Genomic DNA, 17,648 nt, shown 5'->3' on the forward strand with positions numbered 1-17,648 from the left:
TTAAACCTTAGGAGTAAGCATGGCAGATAAGAACCTCAAGTTTCTGGTGGTGGATGATTTTTCCACCATGCGTCGCATCGTCAGAAATTTGCTGAAAGAGTTGGGTTTTAACAATGTGGAAGAGGCCGAAGACGGTGCTGATGCGTTAAACAAACTGCGTGCCGGGAGCTTCGACTTCGTGGTGTCGGACTGGAATATGCCCAACATGGACGGCCTTGAGCTGTTACAAACCATTCGTGCTGATGGCGCATTGGCGTCGATGCCGGTGCTGATGGTAACGGCAGAAGCCAAGAAAGAGAACATTATCGCGGCAGCTCAGGCAGGGGCCAGCGGTTACGTAGTGAAACCTTTTACGGCGGCAACGCTGGAAGAAAAACTTAACAAGATTTTCGAAAAACTGGGTATGTAAAAAGGAGAGGGCGATGAGAGATATTCCAATGCCTGCCAGCGATGCAGCGACTGCGGGCGAGATCATCTCCCGTATCGGTCAACTGACCCGCATGCTGCGTGATAGCATGCGTGAACTGGGGCTTGATCAGGCCATCGCTCAGGCGGCCGAAGCGATCCCGGATGCTCGCGACCGTCTTGACTATGTCGTTACCATGACGGCCCAGGCGGCAGAACGGGCACTCAACTGTGTGGAGGCGGCACAGCCTCGGCAGGCGGAGTTGGAGACGCAAGCCAAAACGCTGAAAGGGCGCTGGGACGAGTGGTTTGCCAATCCGATCGAACTGGCGGACGCCCGTTCACTGGTGACGGATACCCGGCAATATCTGGATCAGGTACCGGAACACACTGCATTCACCAATGCCCAGTTGCTGGAAATCATGATGGCGCAGGATTTCCAGGACCTTACCGGCCAGGTGATCAAACGCATGATGGATGTGGTGCAGGAGATTGAAAAGCAGTTGCTGATGGTGCTGATGGAAAACATCCCGGATCAGCCGGTGAAAGAGAAAAAGCCGACTGACAGCCTGCTGAATGGCCCGCAGATGGATCAGAACGGGGTTGGCGTGATCGCCAATCAGGCACAGGTAGACGATCTGCTGGACAGCCTGGGCTTCTAATCTCTTTATGGGCGCACCTGTTGCGCCCTAAAACCCTTCCTCATCTTGAACCCTAGCGCCTCATCCCCCAAATAGCCGGTCTTTTTCCCCGTTGTTCCAGCAATGAAATCTGGATTTTTTGGCATGCTGGCCGCAATTTTATTGCTTACGCTAAACGGGAGCCGCTTCCTTGGCAGAAGACAGCGATCTGGAAAAAAGCGAGGCCCCCACTCCCCACAAACTTGAGAAGGCTCGTGAGGAGGGGCAGATTGCGCGTTCGCGCGAGCTGACTTCGATGCTGATGCTGATCGCCGGGCTATCGATCCTGTGGATGTCCGGCAGCCATATCGCGCAACAGCTTTCCACCATGCTGACCGCAGGGTTGAACTTCGATCACAACATGGTCAGCAACGACAAACAGATGCTGCGTCAGTTTGCCATGTTATTGCGCCAGGCGATCTGGGCGTTGACGCCTATCCTGGCCGGTCTGGTCCTGGTCGCGCTGGCTGCGCCGATGTTATTGGGGGCGTTGCCTTCACCCTCAAGTTTGATGCCAAACGCATGAACCCGATTTCTGGTCTGAAACGCATGTTCTCCACCCAGGTTCTGGCGGAATTGCTGAAGGCCATCTTGAAGGCGGTACTGGTAGGGTGGGTTGCCGGGCTTTATCTGTGGCACAACTGGGCGGCGATGCTGCATCTGGTGACACAGCAGCCGCTGGATGCGCTGGGTAATGCGCTGCAGATGGTGATTTTCTGCGGCATGCTGATCGTGCTTGGGCTGATACCGATGGTCGCCTTCGACGTGTTTTATCAACTTTGGAGCCACTTCAAGAAACTGAAGATGACCAAGCAGGAAATACGCGATGAGCATAAACAGCAGGAAGGCGATCCGCATGTCAAAGGGCGCATCCGCCAGCAACAGCGGGCCATGGCTCGTCGTCGCATGATGACTGATGTGCCGAAAGCCGATGTGATAGTCACCAACCCGACTCACTACGCCGTCGCCCTGCAATACAACGACAAGAACATGAGTGCGCCACGAGTGCTGGCGAAAGGGGCTGGAGCGATTGCCCTGCGTATTCGTGAGCTGGGCGATCAGCATCGTATCCCGATGCTGGAGGCACCGCCGCTGGCCCGTGCGCTGTATCGCCACAGTGAGATTGGGCAACACATTCCTACCACCCTGTATGCCGCCGTGGCCGAGGTTCTGGCCTGGGTCTACCAGCTACGTCGCTGGCAGCGCGAAGGGGGTGATCCCGAAAAAACCTGAAAGCTTACCGGTGCCTGAAGCACTGGATTTTGTTGGAGAGAATAACTCAGATGGCTAATTTGGCCTCCCTGCTTCGTTTGCCGGGTAATTTTAAAGATACGCAGTGGCAGGTGCTGGCTGGCCCGGTGCTGATCATCATGATCCTGTCGATGATGGTATTGCCGTTGCCGGCATTTATCCTCGACCTGCTGTTTACCTTCAACATTGCCTTGTCGATCATGGTATTGCTGGTCGCGATGTTCACTCAGCGTACGCTGGAGTTTGCCGCTTTCCCGACCATCCTGCTGTTCTCAACCCTGCTGCGTTTGTCGCTCAACGTCGCCTCAACGCGCATCATCCTGCTGGAAGGCCATACCGGTTCGGCAGCCGCGGGGCGTGTGGTTGAGGCATTTGGCCATTTCCTGGTTGGTGGCAATTTTGCCATCGGTATCGTGGTGTTTATCATCCTGGTGCTGATTAACTTTATGGTGATCACCAAGGGGGCCGGGCGTATTGCTGAAGTGGGCGCACGTTTTGTCCTGGACGGTATGCCTGGCAAACAGATGGCGATAGATGCCGACCTCAATGCCGGGTTGATCGGCGAGGACGAAGCCAAGAAGCGCCGTTCTGAAGTGACACAGGAAGCTGACTTTTACGGTTCGATGGACGGTGCCAGCAAGTTTGTCCGTGGTGATGCCGTAGCCGGGTTGATGATTATGGTGCTCAACGTAGTGGGGGGCCTGCTGGTTGGGGTGATCCAGCACGGAATGGAGTTGGGGACTGCGGCGGAAACCTATACGTTGCTGACCATCGGGGACGGTCTGGTTGCTCAGATCCCGGCACTGGTCATTTCCACCGCGGCCGGTGTGATAGTCACCCGCGTGGCCACCGATCAGGACGTGGGTGAGCAGATGGTGGGCCAACTGTTCAACAATCCGCGCGTTATGGTGCTGAGTGCCGGGGTGCTGGGGCTGTTGGGGTTGGTGCCAGGGATGCCAAATCTGGTGTTCCTGCTGTTTACCGCCGCTTTGCTGGGGTTGGCCTGGTGGCTGCGCGGTCGAGAACAGCAACCGCCGAAAGTCAAAGAACAGCCGATACCGCAAGAGAACCCACAAGCGGTAGAGGCCAGTTGGTCGGACGTTCAACTGGAAGATCCTTTGGGGATGGAGGTGGGTTATCGCCTGATCCCAATGGTGGACTTCCAGCAAAATGGCGAACTGCTGGGGCGTATCCGGGGTATCCGTAAAAAGTTTGCCCAGGACATGGGGTATTTGCCGCCGGTGGTGCATATCCGCGACAACCTTGAACTGTCACCGGCCAGTTACCGCATTCTGATGAAAGGGGTAGAAATCGGCAGCGGCGAAGCGCATCCGGGCCGCTGGTTGGCGATCAACCCAGGCAATGCGGTGGGGGAATTGGTGGGCGATAAAACCGTCGATCCGGCGTTTGGGCTGGAAGCGGTGTGGATCGACAGTGCGCTGCGTGAGCAGGCGCAGATCCAGGGGTTCACGGTGGTGGAGGCCAGCACCGTGGTGGCGACTCATCTCAACCATCTGCTTGGCCAGTTCGCCAGTGAGCTTTTTGGCCGCCAGGAAACCCAGCAGTTGCTGGATCGCGTCTCTCAGGAAATGCCAAAACTGACAGAGGATTTTGTGCCGGGCGTGGTCTCACTGACCATCTTGCACAAGGTACTGCAGAATCTGCTGGCCGAGCGGGTTTCTATCCGCGATATGCGCACCATTATCGAAACGTTGGCGGAACATGCACCAACACAAAGCGATCCTTACGAACTGACCACCGTGGTGCGTGTTGCGCTTGGCCGTGCCATCACTCAGCAATGGTTCCCCGGTAATGGTGAGATCCAGGTGATTGGCCTGGATACGCCGCTGGAGCGTCTGCTGTTGCAAGCTTTACAAGGCGGTGGTGGCCTTGAACCTGGCCTGGCGGACCGATTGCTGGAGCAGGCCAGGCAGGCTTTACAGCGCCAGGAAATGCTCAGCGCGCCGCCAGTGTTGCTGGTTAATCATGCATTACGTGCCTTGCTGGCCCGATTCCTGCGCCGCACTTTGCCTCAGTTGGTGGTGTTGTCGAATCTGGAAATCAACGATGAGCGGCAGATCCGCATGACCTCAACCATTGGAGCTGCCTGATGAAGCGTTGTTTTCCTCTATTATTGGCGCTGGCTCCGTTGCTGGCGCAGGCCGCTTCTGGCTCCTGGGTTGCAGACTCCGAAGGCGTTACGTTGGAAAGGGGCGGCATGCGCGAAGAGTCTCCCGGTCTGCGGGCCGCCCATCCCCCGGTGATAATGCACGTATTACCAGCGTGAGCTGGCGCTATCAGTTGCTGTCTGGCGAACCTGCCGGATTGCAGGTGCAGCTTTGCACCGCGGTACGCTGTCTGCCCCTCGCTGCAGGCAGCGGCCGCAGCGACGCCTTCAACGGCACCCCTGCCAACAGCGAGTTTCGCTTTATTTATTATGTGCAGGCACGCGGCGCGCTAAATCCACCGTTAAGAGCAATCTCTAATCAGATCATAGTGAATTACGAGTGAGGACTTTATTGATAGAGAAGGTGCCCTCTCTCTGTGAGAGAGGGTGAGGGGACAAGATCAAGGCAGGGTAAAAATCAAACCCCAATCTTGCGCCCCAGCAAACTGCCGGCACGAGACTGGCCATCGGGGCCATACAGCGATTTATTCTGTTTGTTCAATACCGCCAGCGCCTGCTGGTTATGCTCAATATGATGATTGAGCAGCATGCCGTTATGGTTATTCTGTTCGCGTAGTTGCTGGCCCAACAGCTGCACTTGCTGCCACCGCGCAGCCAGATGCGGCTGGTTATCGTAAGGAGCCTGGCAATGATGTGCTCTCTCATATTCCAACCGCTGCTGCTCCAGATAATTGACCGTGGCCAGCAACTGACTTTTGGTGTCGGTGACGCGCTGCAAAGCCACACCGGCCAAGGTATTCGAACACAGCAGATTGTGTTCTTCCGTCTGCACCGCGCCTAGCGCATTCAAGGTTTCCAGTAGCTTATCCAGCCGTTGTACCAGGTTTTCCATATCAGTGATCAAGCCTTATCGTCACTTTGCAGCCATTGGGCGTCGCTTTGCACGTCTTGTAGCAAGGCGTCGGCTATTTTACCGGTATCCATTTTCAACTCCCCGCTGCGGATCGCCTGTTTGATGGCTTCCACCCGCCCCAGATCAATATCCTGGGTGCCTGGCTGCATCAGGCGAGCCTGCGCATCGCTCAGTTTGACCTGAGTGCCGCTGACGGCGGTTTCAGACGGCAACTTCTTACGCGCCTGTGCGGTGCTTTCTGCGGATGTTTCACGCGGATGCACCGTTGGAACAGGCTGTAACCGTTGGGTACGATCGATACTCATGTTCAATCTCCATCTACACCGCAGCCGCAGGGGCAACGGTCTTGAATCTGTTGATGGCCGTAGTGGCCGTATGCATTGGTTATCGGCGAGGTTAGGCAAACCTTTATTTTTTTATAGCCGTCGCCTTTCAAGCTGCAACCCGGCACCTGACTGCAACTTGAAATTCATAGGGCCTATAAAGTAATACGAATTGTGCCATCATCACCGGCAATCCCACTGACAATCTGTCCGGTGGCCATGCGTACACGCACGCTATCCTCGGCGGCAGCATTATTCATTGCCTTACCGGCACCGCTGATATTAAACCCTTCCCCTTGCGCGATCACCTGCACCGGTTGCCCGGCCTTGATCACCCAGGCACGCCTGAACATCGCCAGACCCAGCGGCTGGCCGGGGCTGATATTGCGCAGGCTGACGGCGCCTATCGCTTTGCCGTTTTCGCTTAACGTGCGTGGCGGCAGGGTATCCAGGCGACCGGTTTTTTGCTGGATATCGGCAACGGTCAGTTTACTCCCAGCGTCGATCCCACGGGCCGCGACCAGATAGCGGCCAAAGACCTGCACTTGAGTCTGGATAAAACGCCGCTCCTGGCCGCAACGAGCGGAAATACTGATATTGCCGCCACGTCGGGCATTCTGCGCCAGGGAAAGCTGTGGCACTTCACACTGCGGCCAAAGGCTGGCAGGGGTGCGCACATGCACCTTCACCTCGGTAACGTTGGTCAGGCCAGTAAATTGCGTTTGGATAAAACGATCGATCTGTGACGCCAGATCGTCGGCCCGCACATTCAGGCTGAGCAGCATGCCAGCCAGCAGCATGGTTGTTTTCATTTTTACCCCATCAAACGCATTTACCACAGGCAATCAGTGTACCCGTTACGTGCGCAGGCTAAGCAGACAAATAGCGATGCATTTTGCCCTTATTCCCGCGATAGGCTGGCTAAGGGGGCGTTTATGCTGTCGGCTCCAAATTCTAACCTCGCGGAGGGAGCATGCTCGACAAATTGGACGCTGCTCTGCGTTTTGGCCAGGAGGCGCTGAACCTGCGCGCCCAGCGGCAGGAAATTCTGGCTGCCAACATTGCCAACGCAGATACGCCGGGCTATCAGGCTCGTGATATCGATTTCTCCAGCCAACTGAACAAAGTGATGGCGCAAGGGCGTGCCAGTGGCAGCGGTATTGCGCTGAACCTGACTTCTGCACGCCATATCCCGGCGCAGAATATGCAGCCCCCGTCACTGGATCTGCTGTTCCGCGTGCCGGATCAGCCATCGATGGATGGCAACACGGTGGATATGGATCGTGAGCGCACCAATTTTGCCGATAACAGCCTGAAATATCAGACCGACCTGCAGCTGTTGAACGGCCAGATCAAAGGCATGATGTCCGTGCTGCAAGGAGGATAAGCGCGATGTCGCTACTGAATATTTTTGATATTTCCGGTTCTGCGCTCTCTGCGCAGTCGCAACGTTTGAACGTCAGCGCCAGTAACATGGCCAACGCCGACAGCGTTACCGGCCCGGATGGACAGCCTTACCGGGCCAAACAGGTGGTATTTCAGGTGGCGGCTGCCCCTGGGCAGTCAACCGGTGGGGTACGTGTCGCCGCAGTGGTTGACGACCCGGCACCGGAAAGGCTGGTGTTCCAACCAGGTAACCCGCTGGCAGATGCCAAAGGCTATGTACGCATGCCTAACGTCGATGTGGTGGGGGAAATGGTGAATACCATCTCGGCTTCGCGTAGCTATCAGGCCAACGTCGAAGTGTTGAACACCACCAAATCCATGATGATGAAAACCCTGACGCTGGGTCAGTAACCGGAGTTTTTTATGGCTATTGCCGCAACAACCAATGAATCGCTGGATAACAGTATTTCCGGTGCCAACGCCAGAAATGGCGTAGAGGGCAACAGTACCAGCCAGGATTTGAGCAACAGTTTCCTGACGCTGCTGGTGGCCCAGTTGAAAAACCAGGATCCGACCAACCCGATGCAGAACAATGAGTTGACCACCCAGTTGGCACAAATCAACACGGTCAGCGGGATTGAAAAACTCAACACCACCCTCGGTTCCATTTCCGGGCAGATCAGCGGCAATCAGTCTATCCAGGCCAGCGCACTGATCGGCCACGGCGTAATGGTGCCGGGTAAAGAGATCCTGGTGGGTAACGAAGGGGGCAAGGTCAGCACCACGCCATTCGGTATTGAGCTGGAGCGTACCGCTGATACGGTAACTGCCACCATCAGTGATGCCACCGGCAAAGTGGTGCGCACCATTGAGATTGGTGGGCTGACCGCCGGTGTGCATTCATTCTCCTGGGACGGTTCGCTGGAAGATGGCACCAATGCCCCCGATGGTTCCTACACCGTGGCGATCAACGCCAAGAACGGTAGTGAACAGTTGGTGGCGCAGCCGCTGCGTTTTGCCATGGTCAACGGCGTCACGCGTGGGGCCGACGGTGCAAAACTGGATCTGGGGATTGCGGGCACCGCGACGCTGGATGATGTTCGCCTGATCTTATCCAAACCGAACATATCAGCCGCGCCGCCGGAAACGCCAGAAGAACCAGAAACGCCGGAAGAACCAGAAACGCCGGAAGAACCAGAAGAAACTAAATGATTACCTCCGTCGGCAATGGATCGTGGAAGCGATCCTGACGACGCTATTTCACACGTACTTATTCGGAGAATAACATGGCCTTTTCTCAGGCAGTCAGTGGCTTGAATGCCGCAGCCACCAACCTGGATGTGATCGGTAACAACATCGCCAACTCTGCCACCTACGGCTTTAAGTCCGGCAGCGTTTCCTTTGCCGATATGTTCGCCGGTTCTCAGGTTGGGCTTGGGGTGAAAGTGGCAGGCATCACGCAGAACTTCAACGGTGGTACCACCACCAACACCAACCGTTCACTGGACATCGCTATCAGCCAGAACGGCTTCTTCCGTATGCAGGACGCCGATGGGGGGATCTTTTATACCCGTAACGGCCAGTTCAAAATGGACGAAAACCGTAATATCACCAATATGCAGGGCTTGAGCCTGACCGGCTACCCGGCGGGCGGCACACCGCCAACCATTCAGCAAGGTGCCGATCCGGTGCCGTTGAGCATCCCTGAAGGTATGATGACTGCCCAGTCCACCTCCTCCGGCAATATGGTGACCAACCTGAAATCCACCCATCAGGTGCCGGAAGTCCAGCCGTTCGATCCCAGCAAGACCGAGTCATACAACTACGTCAACACCATCACCACCTACGACTCGCTGGGTAACGCCCACAACATCAATGCCTACTTTGTTAAAACCGCAGACAACAAATGGGATGTTTATACCCAGGACGGCAGCGTGACTGATGCCCCAGCCGATAAAGCCGGTAGCTTGAACTTCAACACCAGCGGTGCTTTGACGGATACCCTGGACGCTAATGGCGATCCGAGTGCCACGCCGTTCAACCTGGTGGTGCCAATGTCGGCGAAAGACGGGGCGCCAGCACAAACCTTTAGCCTGAGCTTTGCAGGCAGCCTGCAGCAGAACGTCGGCAGCGATTCCGCCAGCAAAATCACCCAGGATGGCTATGCCACCGGGGAATACAAAGGTTTCCAGATCAATAAAGACGGCACCGTGGTCGGGGTGTACTCCAACCAGCAGACCCAATTGCTGGGGCAGATCGTATTGACCAACTTCTCTAACCCTGAAGGCTTGGAATCGCAGGGTGACAACGTGTGGAAAGAAACGGGGGCCTCAGGCCAGCCGCGTGTGGGTCTGGCCGGTGGTGGCGGTTTTGGCACCCTGACCAGCGGTGCATTGGAGTCTTCCAACGTCGATCTGAGCCAGGAGTTGGTGAACATGATCGTCGCACAACGTAATTACCAGTCGAATGCGCAAACCATCAAAACTCAGGACTCGATCCTGCAAACGTTGGTTAGCCTGCGCTAATAGGATTGATTCATGGATCACGCGATTTATACCGCGATGGGCGCTGCCCGGCAAACGCTGGAGCAGCAGTCGGTAACGGCCAACAACCTGGCTAACACCTCGACGCCGGGATTCCGCGCTCAACTTTCGGCGCTGCGTGCGGTGCCGGTCGATGGGCCAAGCTTGCAGACACGGACTCTGGTTGCCGCCTCAACGCCGGGGGCAGATATGAGCCAGGGGCCGCTGAACTACACCGGGCGGCCGCTGGATGTGGCGTTGCAGCAGGACGGTTTCCTGGCGATCGCGTTGCCGGATGGCAGCGAAGCTTATAGCCGCAACGGCAGTATCCAGATCTCCTCAACCGGGCAACTGACGGTGCAGGGGATGCCATTGCTGGGCGACGGTGGGCCGATCGAAGTCCCTCCACAGGCGGAGATCACTCTGGCGGCGGATGGCACCATCTCGGCGCTTAACCCGGGTGATCCACCCAACACTATCGCGCAGATTGGCCGCCTGAAGCTGGTGAAGGCCGACGCGCGTGAAGTGGTGCGCGGCGATGATGGCCTGTTTCATCTCACGGCGGCAACCCAGCAGCAGCGTGGCAACCAGTTGCAGAACGATCCAGAAGTGCGGGTCATGCCGGGGGTGCTGGAAGGCAGCAATGTCAAACCGATGGAAACCATGGTCGATATGATCGCCAACGCCCGCCGGTTCGAAATGCAAATGAAGGTCATCCACAGCGTGGATGAAAACGAACAGCGTGCCAACTCATTGCTGTCGATGAGCTGAGTGCAGAGGAATAAATCATGATCCCATCCTTATGGATTGCCAAGACGGGTCTGGATGCGCAGCAGACCAACATGGACGTGATCGCCAATAACCTGGCGAACGTCAGTACCAATGGTTTTAAACGCCAGCGTGCGGTATTTGAAGACTTGCTGTACCAGACCATGCGCCAACCGGGGGCTCAGTCTTCCGAGCAGACCACGCTGCCTTCCGGCTTGCAGATTGGTACCGGCGTGCGCCCGGTAGCCACCGAGCGTATCCACAGCCAGGGCAACCTGTCGCAGACCAATAACAGCAAAGACGTGGCGATCAAAGGGCAGGGCTTCTTCCAGGTGATGCTGCCTGATGGCAGCCAGGCCTATACCCGCGATGGCTCGTTCCAGATTGACCAGAATGGCCAGTTGGTGACCGCCAGCGGTTTCCAGGTACAACCGGCGATCACTATTCCTGCCAACGCCCTGAGCCTCACCGTAGGCCGGGATGGCATCGTCAGCGTGACCCAGCAGGGCCAGACGGCGGCCCAGCAGGTGGGGCAACTGACCTTGACCACGTTTATCAACGACAGCGGCCTGGAGAGTATGGGTGAGAACCTGTATCAGGAAACCGAAAGCTCCGGCGCGCCGAATGAGAGCACCCCAGGCCTGAATGGTGCTGGCCTGTTGTATCAGGGCTATGTTGAAACCTCTAACGTCAACGTGGCGGAAGAGCTGGTCAATATGATCCAGACTCAGCGTGCCTATGAGATCAACAGCAAAGCGGTATCCACTTCGGATCAGATGCTGCAAAAGCTGACACAGCTGTAATTGACGGGCGCAGTTGGTTGCGCCCGTAACCTTTTATAAGAGCAACAAAGGCGATACCCGTGGTAACCACATTTTTAACGGCCGCTGTGCCGCAGCAAGGAAAACGAGCCTTGGTCGCAATGGTGATGCTGGCCCTCGGCGGCTGTGCCTATATTCCCCATAAACCCCTGGTTGATGGCACCACCACGGCACAGCCTGCCCCGGCCAGCGCGCCCATGCCGAACGGCTCAATTTTCCAGACGGCGCAACCGATGAATTATGGTTACCAACCCCTGTTTGAGGATCGTCGCCCACGCAATATCGGCGACACCCTGACCATCGTGCTGCAAGAAAATGTCAGCGCCAGCAAAAGTTCGTCGGCCAACGCCAGCCGCAATGGGGCCAGCAAATTCGGCGTAGCCACATCGCCGCGTTATCTGGACGGCCTGCTGGGCAATGCGCGTGCCGATATGGACATCTCCGGTGACAGTACCTTCGGTGGCAAGGGCGGGGCCAACGCCAACAACACCTTTAACGGCACCATTACCGTCACGGTTAATCAGGTCCTGGCCAACGGCAACCTGCACGTGGTGGGGGAAAAGCAAATCGCCATTAACCAGGGAACCGAATTCATCCGTTTCTCCGGCGTGGTTAATCCACGCACCATCAGCGGTAATAACTCGGTCACTTCCACCCAGGTGGCGGATGCGCGTATTGAGTACGTCGGCAACGGCTATATCAACGAAGCGCAGACTATGGGCTGGCTGCAGCGCTTCTTCTTAAATGTCTCACCGTTCTAAGGATTGATCGATGCTGAAAAAGATACTTCTGGCGCTGTTCGTTGGCCTGGTCTGTTTACCTGCGGGAGCGGAACGCATCCGCGATCTGGTGACGGTGCAGGGTGTGCGTGACAACGCATTGATCGGCTATGGCCTGGTGGTGGGGCTGGACGGTTCCGGTGACCAGACCATGCAGACGCCTTTCACTACCCAGAGCCTGAGCAACATGCTTTCGCAGTTGGGCATCACTGTGCCACCGGGCACTAACATGCAGTTGAAAAATGTGGCGGCGGTGATGGTCACCGCCAAACTGCCGCCGTTCTCCCGCGCCGGGCAGAACATTGACGTAGTGGTGTCATCGATGGGCAACGCCAAGAGTTTGCGCGGTGGCACCCTGCTGATGACGCCGCTGAAAGGCGTTGATAACCAGGTTTATGCGCTGGCGCAGGGCAACGTGCTGGTCGGCGGTGCCGGTGCTTCTGCCGGTGGCAGCAGTGTGCAGGTCAACCAGTTGGCCGGTGGCCGTATCAGCAACGGGGCCATCATCGAGAGAGAACTGCCGACCACTTTTGGCCAGGAAGGCGTGATCAATCTGCAACTTAATGACGATGATTTCACCCTGGCACAGCAGATCAGCGATGCGATTAACCGCCAGCGCGGCGGCGGAACGGCGTCACCGCTGGATGCCCGCACTGTCCAGGTGCTGGTGCCGCGTGGAAATAGCTCGCAGGTGCGTTTTCTGGCGGATATTCAGAATATCAGCATTAACGTTGGTGCCATGGACGCCAAGGTGATCATCAATTCCCGTACCGGCTCGGTAGTGATGAACCGGGATGTGGTACTGGATTCCTGCGCGGTGGCACAGGGCAATCTTTCGGTAGTGGTTGACCGGCAGAATATCGTCAGCCAGCCAGATACGCCGTTTGGCGGCGGCCAGACCGTGGTGACGCCTAATACCCAGATTTCCGTGCAGCAGCAGGGTGGCTCACTGCAAAAAGTGAACGCCAGCGCCAACCTTAATAACGTGGTTCGCGCCCTGAATGCGTTGGGGGCTACGCCGATCGACCTGATGTCGATTCTGCAGGCGATGCAGAGTGCCGGTTGCCTGCGGGCCAAGTTGGAAATTATCTGATGAACAGCGATCTGATGGCCATGTCTGGTGCGGCCTACGATGCCCAGGCGTTGAACGGGTTGAAACGCGACGCGGCCGCCGATCCGCAGGGCAATCTCAAGCAGGTGGCCCAGCAGGTTGAAGGGATGTTCGTGCAGATGATGCTCAAGAGCATGCGGGCGGCCTTGCCGCAGGACGGCGTGTTGAGCAGCGATCAGACCAGGCTGTATACCTCCATGTACGACCAGCAGATTGCCCAGCAGATGTCGCAAAAAGGCCTGGGGCTGGCGGATATGATGGTCCAGCAGCTTTCCGGCGGCGCAGCTCGGCCAAGCGAAACAGCAGGGACGGTGCCGTTGGCGCTGGACAACGAAGTTCTCCAGACCTTACCGAAGCAGGCGCTGGAACAAATGGTCCGCCAGGCGGTGCCGAAAGCGCCGCCGGTGGCACCGATGCCGCTGAGCAATGGCAACTTCGTGGCGCGCCTGTCTATCCCGGCACGGGTTGCCAGCCAGCAGAGCGGTATTCCGCACCAATTGATTGTGGCGCAGGCCGCGCTGGAATCCGGTTGGGGGCAACGCGAGATCCCTGCGGCAGACGGCTCGCCAAGTTACAACCTGTTCGGCATCAAGGCCGGGGGAGCTGGACCGGCCCGGTGACAGAAATCACCACCACCGAATTTGAGCAGGGGGCCGCCAGGAAGATTAAGGCCCGCTTCCGCGTTTATGGTTCGTACATGGAAGCGATTGGGGATTACGTCAAACTGCTGACCAACAACCCGCGCTATGCCAATGTGGCCACCGCCCGTAGCCCCGAGCAGGCGGCACATGCCCTGCAGCAGGCCGGTTACGCGACCGATCCGCACTATGCCAAAAAGCTGGTCAGCGTTATTACGCAGATGAAAAACGCTGGGGATCAGGTGGCGAAAGCCTATACCCATGACCTGAAGGATCTGTTCTGAGTGGCTCCTCACCCCAACCCTCTCCTGCAGGGAGAGGGAACCGTCAGGGCCTCGATGGCAAAGGGGAAAATATTCACACTACTTCAATCGCAAGAGTCCGGGTATTTGAGATCACGGGGTGAGAGGAAACAGGCAGATCTGCCCCATTTTTTCCTAAAGTTTTCCGCCAGATGACCGATAACCCAAACAGGCAGGGTGGTAACGCCCGGCAGAATAATCGAACTCTGTGGGCCTCCGGCACCACAGCATAAGGAACCCCGATGTCCAACAGCTTAATCAATACCGCGATGAGTGGCCTGAATGCGGCACAGGTGGCGCTTAGCACCGTCGGTAATAACATTTCCAACTATAACGTGGCTGGCTATAACCGCCAGACCGCGATCCTGGCGCAGAACGGCGGTCTTGGCACCATGAACGGTTTTATCGGCAACGGTGCGACGGTCACCAGTGTCAACCGCGAATATAACCAGTTCATCATGACGCAGTTGCGTGGGGCACAAAGCCAGGCTGCGGCGCAGAACACCTATTTTGAAAAGGTCTCCCAGATCGATAACCTGCTGGCCAGCAAAACCAATAGCCTGGCCACGGGGATAGAGGACTTTTTCAAAAATCTGCAGAACGTGGTGAGCAATCCCGGGGACGATTCTGCCGCTGAGACCGTGCTGGGCAGCGCCAATGGGCTGGTTAATCAGTTCAACAATGCCGATAAATATCTGCGGGATATGGATGTTGGCGTCAATCAGCAGTTGAGCGAAAGCGCAACGCTAATCAATAACTACAGCCAGCAAATCGCCAGGCTGAATGACGAAATCACCCAGTTGCGTGCCAGCAGTGGCGGCAGTGAGCCGAATGCCCTGCTGGACCAGCGTGACCAGTTGGTCACCGAGCTGAATAAAGTGGTTGGTGTCCAGGTTACCCAGCAGGATGGAGATGCCTATACGGTGAGCTTCGCCAATGGACTGACGCTGGTACAAGGCAGCACCTCCTATCAAGTGGAGGCAGTCCCTTCCAGCAAAGACCCTTCGCGCCTGACGCTGGGTTATAACCGTGGCAATGGCACCAGCGAAATTCCAGAAAGCCAGATCACCAGCGGTAGCATCAGCGGCATATTGAAATTCCGTAGTGAGTCATTGGACGCTGCGCGTAACCAGTTGGGGCAACTGGCGCTGGCGCTGGCGGACAGCTTTAACCAACAGCACCGTGCAGGTTTTGATCTCCACGGCGATCCTGGGGAGGATTTCTTCAGTTTCTCCGGGGGCCGTGCAGTTAATAATAACAACAACACCGGGGATGCTTCTTTGTCGGTTTCTTTTACCGACACCAGCAAAGTCAAAGCCAGCGACTATCGCATGGAGTTTGACGGTGCCAACTGGCAGGTCACGCGGCTTTCCGACAACGTCAAGGTACCGGCCACGCCGGGAACCGATGAGGACGGTAATCCGACGTTAAGTTTCGATGGTTTACAAGTCGGCGTAGCGGGGAACCCGCAAAAGAACGACAGCTTTACCATCAAGCCGGTGAGCGACATTGCCGGTAGCCTGAAAGTGGCAATCAGCGATTCGGCCAAGTTTGCTGCCGCAGGGGCGGATAAAGGCGAGTCGGGCGATAACGACAACGCCAAGAAACTGATCGACCTGCAAACCCAAAAAGTGGTGGACGGCAAAGCCACCCTGAGCGGAGCCTATGCCGGGCTGGTGAGCAGTGTGGGTAATCAGACCGCAACGGCCAAAGTGAACAGCAACTCGCAGACCAACATTGTTAAACAGCTGGAAGCCCAGCAACAGTCCATTTCCGGGGTCAACCTGGACGAAGAATATGGCGAGCTGTTGCGTTTCCAACAGTATTACCTGGCAAATGCGCAGGTGATCCAGACCGCTTCGTCGATGTTTGATGCCCTGTTGAACATTCGTTGATTTATCTATTAACCGGGGCCGCTAGGCATGCCCTGGTTGCTCGTATTGAGGAACCTACACCATGCGCATGAGCACCAGCATGATCTACCAACAGAATCTGTCGGGGGTCACCCAAAATCAGTCATTGTGGATGCAGTCCGCCCAGCAACTCGCCACCGGCAAGCGCGTGCTTTATCCTTCTGACGATCCGTTGGCGGCGTCACAGGCGGTGATGGTTTCGCAGGCCATATCGCAAAATAGCCAGTATGCACTGGCCCGGACCTTTGCCCGCCAGAATATTACGGCGGAAGAAACCGTGCTGCGTAGCGTGGCAGACGGTCTCGGCGATATGAAAACGCTGATCATCAACGCCGGTGACGGCACGCTCAGTGACAATGACCGCGACTCTCTGGCCACGCAGTTGCAGGGTCTGAAAGATCAACTGCTCAGCCAGGCCAACAAAACCGATGGCAATGGTCGTTATATTTTTGCCGGTTTTGCCAATGATAAACCGCCGTTTGTCGAGCAGGGCGGAACCGTGGTCTATCAGGGCAGCGATTCTGCCATTGAGCAGAAGGTGGATGCCAACCGCACCATGGTGGTCGGCCACACTGGCAGCTCGGTGTTTATGTCATTGACCAGCAACTCGAAGCCGGAACCGGATGGCAGCCCTTCAGAAACTAACGTGTTCAAAAGTATCGACATGGCATTAGACGCGTTGAGAACCCCGTTGCAAGGGGCCGATGAGGCTACCCGCGAGCAGGTGACAGCCGCATTGGATAAGGCCGCTCGTGGGTTGGATAACAACCGTAACAATGTGCTGAAAACCAATGCCGTGTTGGGCACCCAGTTGCAGGAGCTGGAGGTTCTGGACAATATTGGCGTGGAAAATAACACCAATCTCCAGAGCCAGATGAGCGCGCTGGTTGATGCCGATATAGTTGAAGCGATCTCTTCTTATTACATGCAACAGGCGGCATTGCAGGCGTCTTATAAGACCTTTAGTGATATGCAGGGCATGTCATTGTTCCAGATCAACCGTTAAACGCCTCTTGCCTGCTGCTGTGTGCAGCGGGGTAGCTTTGGGTGTGTCAAGGAGAGGTGGGGGTGGTAACACTGCTCACCGATTCTTTAAACCGGGCACACTTGTTTGGTGCGGCGTTCTTTCTCCCACTAAGGTTTGGAACGCCGTACCTTTTTTTAAACAGGCTTTTTTATGTAGACAATAGCGGGCCTGATTTAACGTGGGGACACGTCAAGATATTCAGGCTGGAAATTTGAAATTATATTTTTGGCGTAGTGCTTGGCGTAACGACGTTATTTTTCTTTTTGACTACGGCCCAGCTTTGGCCTGCCGCAGAAGAGGTTAACGCAATTTTAAACCGGTTGCTTTCCCAGTGGCTCATGCCCAAGGCTCTGCGTGCTTTTCTGTTGGTTTTCGCTTTCATTCTTTGCTCCTGGCAACGTTAAAATAAATAAAATCCCCAGCCCAAAAGGCCCGGTTATTTTATTTTCTGGTTAAATTTATTTAAATAAACCGCCCAACTAAATTAATAGTTCCAACGTGTTTCCTACTGGCTGGGTTTATTTAATGTGGCCATTCTAAGGGGGTATTTTATTATTCAAGCCCATAAAATTAATTGAATGTAAATGTGGGAAATTGTTTTTTTTCCGAACTTTGTAGCGGGAAAGGAGAATTACTACTAGTTTGTCCTCTCTCTAAAATGAAAAAACAAAGCAGGGGCAG

At 56.0% G+C, this 17,648-nt stretch carries 16 protein-coding genes and 4 pseudogenes; 16 read left to right on the forward strand and 4 right to left on the reverse strand.

Features of this window, described 5'->3' with window-relative positions:
* Positions 1-19 precede the first annotated feature (19 nt).
* The 5 genes and pseudogenes from cheY (at position 20) to ACQ86O_RS16080 (ending at position 4,847) form a co-directional block, all read left to right on the forward strand.
* Positions 20-409: a chemotaxis response regulator CheY gene (gene cheY, locus ACQ86O_RS16060; RefSeq protein ID WP_021180929.1), complete on the forward strand. Its 390-nt coding sequence runs from the start codon at positions 20-22 to the stop codon at positions 407-409.
* A 13-nt stretch (positions 410-422) separates the two neighbouring features.
* Positions 423-1,067 (forward strand): protein phosphatase CheZ, encoded by a 645-nt coding sequence (cheZ, locus tag ACQ86O_RS16065; RefSeq protein ID WP_431221943.1) that lies wholly within the window; start codon positions 423-425, stop codon positions 1,065-1,067.
* A 169-nt stretch (positions 1,068-1,236) separates the two neighbouring features.
* Positions 1,237-2,376 (forward strand): annotated as a pseudogene (gene flhB / locus ACQ86O_RS16070) (flagellar biosynthesis protein FlhB).
* Positions 2,369-4,447 carry a flagellar biosynthesis protein FlhA gene (gene flhA / locus ACQ86O_RS16075; RefSeq protein ID WP_431221944.1) on the forward strand — a complete coding sequence of 693 codons (2,079 nt, stop codon included), beginning with the start codon at positions 2,369-2,371 and terminating at the stop codon, positions 4,445-4,447. The pseudogene flhB and the gene flhA overlap by 8 nt, the downstream one beginning before the upstream one ends.
* A pseudogene (locus ACQ86O_RS16080) lies at positions 4,447-4,847 on the forward strand (flagellar protein FlhE). The gene flhA and the pseudogene ACQ86O_RS16080 overlap by 1 nt, the downstream one beginning before the upstream one ends.
* Before the next feature lie 74 nt (positions 4,848-4,921).
* Here the strand turns inward: ACQ86O_RS16080 and ACQ86O_RS16085 are convergent.
* From ACQ86O_RS16085 to flgA, 3 genes are all read right to left on the reverse strand, one after another.
* Positions 4,922-5,356, reverse strand: a complete 435-nt coding sequence (locus ACQ86O_RS16085; RefSeq protein ID WP_431221945.1) for a flagella synthesis protein FlgN — start codon at positions 5,354-5,356, stop codon at positions 4,922-4,924.
* A gap of 8 nt (positions 5,357-5,364) precedes the next feature.
* The gene (gene flgM / locus ACQ86O_RS16090; RefSeq protein ID WP_431221946.1) at positions 5,365-5,682 is read right to left on the reverse strand and encodes a flagellar biosynthesis anti-sigma factor FlgM; all 318 of its coding nucleotides are present in this window, start codon (positions 5,680-5,682) and stop codon (positions 5,365-5,367) included.
* A 173-nt stretch (positions 5,683-5,855) separates the two neighbouring features.
* Positions 5,856-6,512 carry a flagellar basal body P-ring formation chaperone FlgA gene (flgA, locus tag ACQ86O_RS16095; RefSeq protein ID WP_431221947.1) on the reverse strand — a complete coding sequence of 219 codons (657 nt, stop codon included), beginning with the start codon at positions 6,510-6,512 and terminating at the stop codon, positions 5,856-5,858.
* 161 nt (positions 6,513-6,673) lie between these two features.
* Here flgA and flgB point away from each other — a divergent pair, with 161 nt between their 5' ends.
* From flgB to flgL, 11 genes and pseudogenes are all read left to right on the forward strand, one after another.
* Positions 6,674-7,087 (forward strand): flagellar basal body rod protein FlgB, encoded by a 414-nt coding sequence (gene flgB / locus ACQ86O_RS16100; protein WP_431221948.1) that lies wholly within the window; start codon positions 6,674-6,676, stop codon positions 7,085-7,087.
* A gap of 5 nt (positions 7,088-7,092) precedes the next feature.
* Positions 7,093-7,497 carry a flagellar basal body rod protein FlgC gene (gene flgC, locus ACQ86O_RS16105; protein WP_431221949.1) on the forward strand — a complete coding sequence of 135 codons (405 nt, stop codon included), beginning with the start codon at positions 7,093-7,095 and terminating at the stop codon, positions 7,495-7,497.
* 12 nt (positions 7,498-7,509) lie between these two features.
* Positions 7,510-8,199, forward strand: a pseudogene (gene flgD, locus ACQ86O_RS16110) (flagellar hook assembly protein FlgD); the annotation flags it as partial.
* A 173-nt stretch (positions 8,200-8,372) separates the two neighbouring features.
* Positions 8,373-9,611, forward strand: a complete 1,239-nt coding sequence (gene flgE, locus ACQ86O_RS16115) for a flagellar hook protein FlgE (RefSeq protein ID WP_431221950.1) — start codon at positions 8,373-8,375, stop codon at positions 9,609-9,611.
* A gap of 12 nt (positions 9,612-9,623) precedes the next feature.
* Positions 9,624-10,379, forward strand: a complete 756-nt coding sequence (locus ACQ86O_RS16120) for a flagellar basal body rod protein FlgF (protein WP_431221951.1) — start codon at positions 9,624-9,626, stop codon at positions 10,377-10,379.
* Positions 10,380-10,396: 17 nt separating this feature from the next.
* Positions 10,397-11,179, forward strand: a complete 783-nt coding sequence (gene flgG / locus ACQ86O_RS16125; RefSeq protein ID WP_431221952.1) for a flagellar basal-body rod protein FlgG — start codon at positions 10,397-10,399, stop codon at positions 11,177-11,179.
* 119 nt (positions 11,180-11,298) lie between these two features.
* Positions 11,299-11,958: a flagellar basal body L-ring protein FlgH gene (gene flgH, locus ACQ86O_RS16130; RefSeq protein WP_431225749.1), complete on the forward strand. Its 660-nt coding sequence runs from the start codon at positions 11,299-11,301 to the stop codon at positions 11,956-11,958.
* A 10-nt stretch (positions 11,959-11,968) separates the two neighbouring features.
* Positions 11,969-13,069: a flagellar basal body P-ring protein FlgI gene (locus ACQ86O_RS16135; protein WP_431221953.1), complete on the forward strand. Its 1,101-nt coding sequence runs from the start codon at positions 11,969-11,971 to the stop codon at positions 13,067-13,069.
* Positions 13,069-14,009: pseudogene (gene flgJ / locus ACQ86O_RS16140) on the forward strand (flagellar assembly peptidoglycan hydrolase FlgJ). Before ACQ86O_RS16135 ends, flgJ begins: the two are co-directional and overlap by 1 nt.
* A gap of 260 nt (positions 14,010-14,269) precedes the next feature.
* A complete protein-coding gene (gene flgK, locus ACQ86O_RS16145) occupies positions 14,270-15,922 on the forward strand; it encodes a flagellar hook-associated protein FlgK (protein ID WP_431221954.1) in 1,653 nt (550 codons plus the stop codon).
* Positions 15,923-15,983: 61 nt separating this feature from the next.
* On the forward strand, positions 15,984-16,946 hold the full coding sequence (gene flgL, locus ACQ86O_RS16150; protein ID WP_431221955.1) for a flagellar hook-associated protein FlgL: 963 nt from the start codon (positions 15,984-15,986) through the stop codon (positions 16,944-16,946).
* A gap of 238 nt (positions 16,947-17,184) precedes the next feature.
* On the opposite strand, the gene sra is transcribed toward flgL, so the two are convergent.
* Complete coding sequence (sra, locus tag ACQ86O_RS16155) at positions 17,185-17,349, reverse strand: stationary-phase-induced ribosome-associated protein (RefSeq protein ID WP_431221956.1); 165 nt, start codon at positions 17,347-17,349, stop codon at positions 17,185-17,187.
* Positions 17,350-17,648: the final 299 nt, after the last annotated feature.

Origin of the sequence: Serratia sp. L9 (assembly GCF_050632285.1) — a bacterium.
In the GTDB taxonomy this organism is placed as follows: Bacteria; Pseudomonadota; Gammaproteobacteria; order Enterobacterales; family Enterobacteriaceae; genus Chania.

Bases quoted from the DNA above. Each gene is read 5' to 3' on its own strand.
- flgG (WP_431221952.1), top strand. From the start codon at position 10,397: ATGATCCCATCCTTATGGATTGCCAAGACGGGTCTGGATGCGCAGCAG.
- cheY (WP_021180929.1), top strand. From the start codon at position 20: ATGGCAGATAAGAACCTCAAGTTTCTGGTGGTGGATGATTTTTCCACC.
- ACQ86O_RS16120 (WP_431221951.1), top strand. From the start codon at position 9,624: ATGGATCACGCGATTTATACCGCGATGGGCGCTGCCCGGCAAACGCTG.
- flgH (WP_431225749.1), top strand. From the start codon at position 11,299: ATGGTGATGCTGGCCCTCGGCGGCTGTGCCTATATTCCCCATAAACCC.
- flgL (WP_431221955.1), top strand. From the start codon at position 15,984: ATGCGCATGAGCACCAGCATGATCTACCAACAGAATCTGTCGGGGGTC.
- flgE (WP_431221950.1), top strand. From the start codon at position 8,373: ATGGCCTTTTCTCAGGCAGTCAGTGGCTTGAATGCCGCAGCCACCAAC.
- ACQ86O_RS16085 (WP_431221945.1), bottom strand. From the start codon at position 5,356: ATGGAAAACCTGGTACAACGGCTGGATAAGCTACTGGAAACCTTGAAT.
- cheZ (WP_431221943.1), top strand. From the start codon at position 423: ATGAGAGATATTCCAATGCCTGCCAGCGATGCAGCGACTGCGGGCGAG.
- flgM (WP_431221946.1), bottom strand. From the start codon at position 5,682: ATGAGTATCGATCGTACCCAACGGTTACAGCCTGTTCCAACGGTGCAT.
- ACQ86O_RS16135 (WP_431221953.1), top strand. From the start codon at position 11,969: ATGCTGAAAAAGATACTTCTGGCGCTGTTCGTTGGCCTGGTCTGTTTA.
- flhA (WP_431221944.1), top strand. From the start codon at position 2,369: ATGGCTAATTTGGCCTCCCTGCTTCGTTTGCCGGGTAATTTTAAAGAT.
- sra (WP_431221956.1), bottom strand. From the start codon at position 17,349: ATGAAAGCGAAAACCAACAGAAAAGCACGCAGAGCCTTGGGCATGAGC.
- flgK (WP_431221954.1), top strand. From the start codon at position 14,270: ATGTCCAACAGCTTAATCAATACCGCGATGAGTGGCCTGAATGCGGCA.
- flgB (WP_431221948.1), top strand. From the start codon at position 6,674: ATGCTCGACAAATTGGACGCTGCTCTGCGTTTTGGCCAGGAGGCGCTG.
- flgC (WP_431221949.1), top strand. From the start codon at position 7,093: ATGTCGCTACTGAATATTTTTGATATTTCCGGTTCTGCGCTCTCTGCG.
- flgA (WP_431221947.1), bottom strand. From the start codon at position 6,512: ATGAAAACAACCATGCTGCTGGCTGGCATGCTGCTCAGCCTGAATGTG.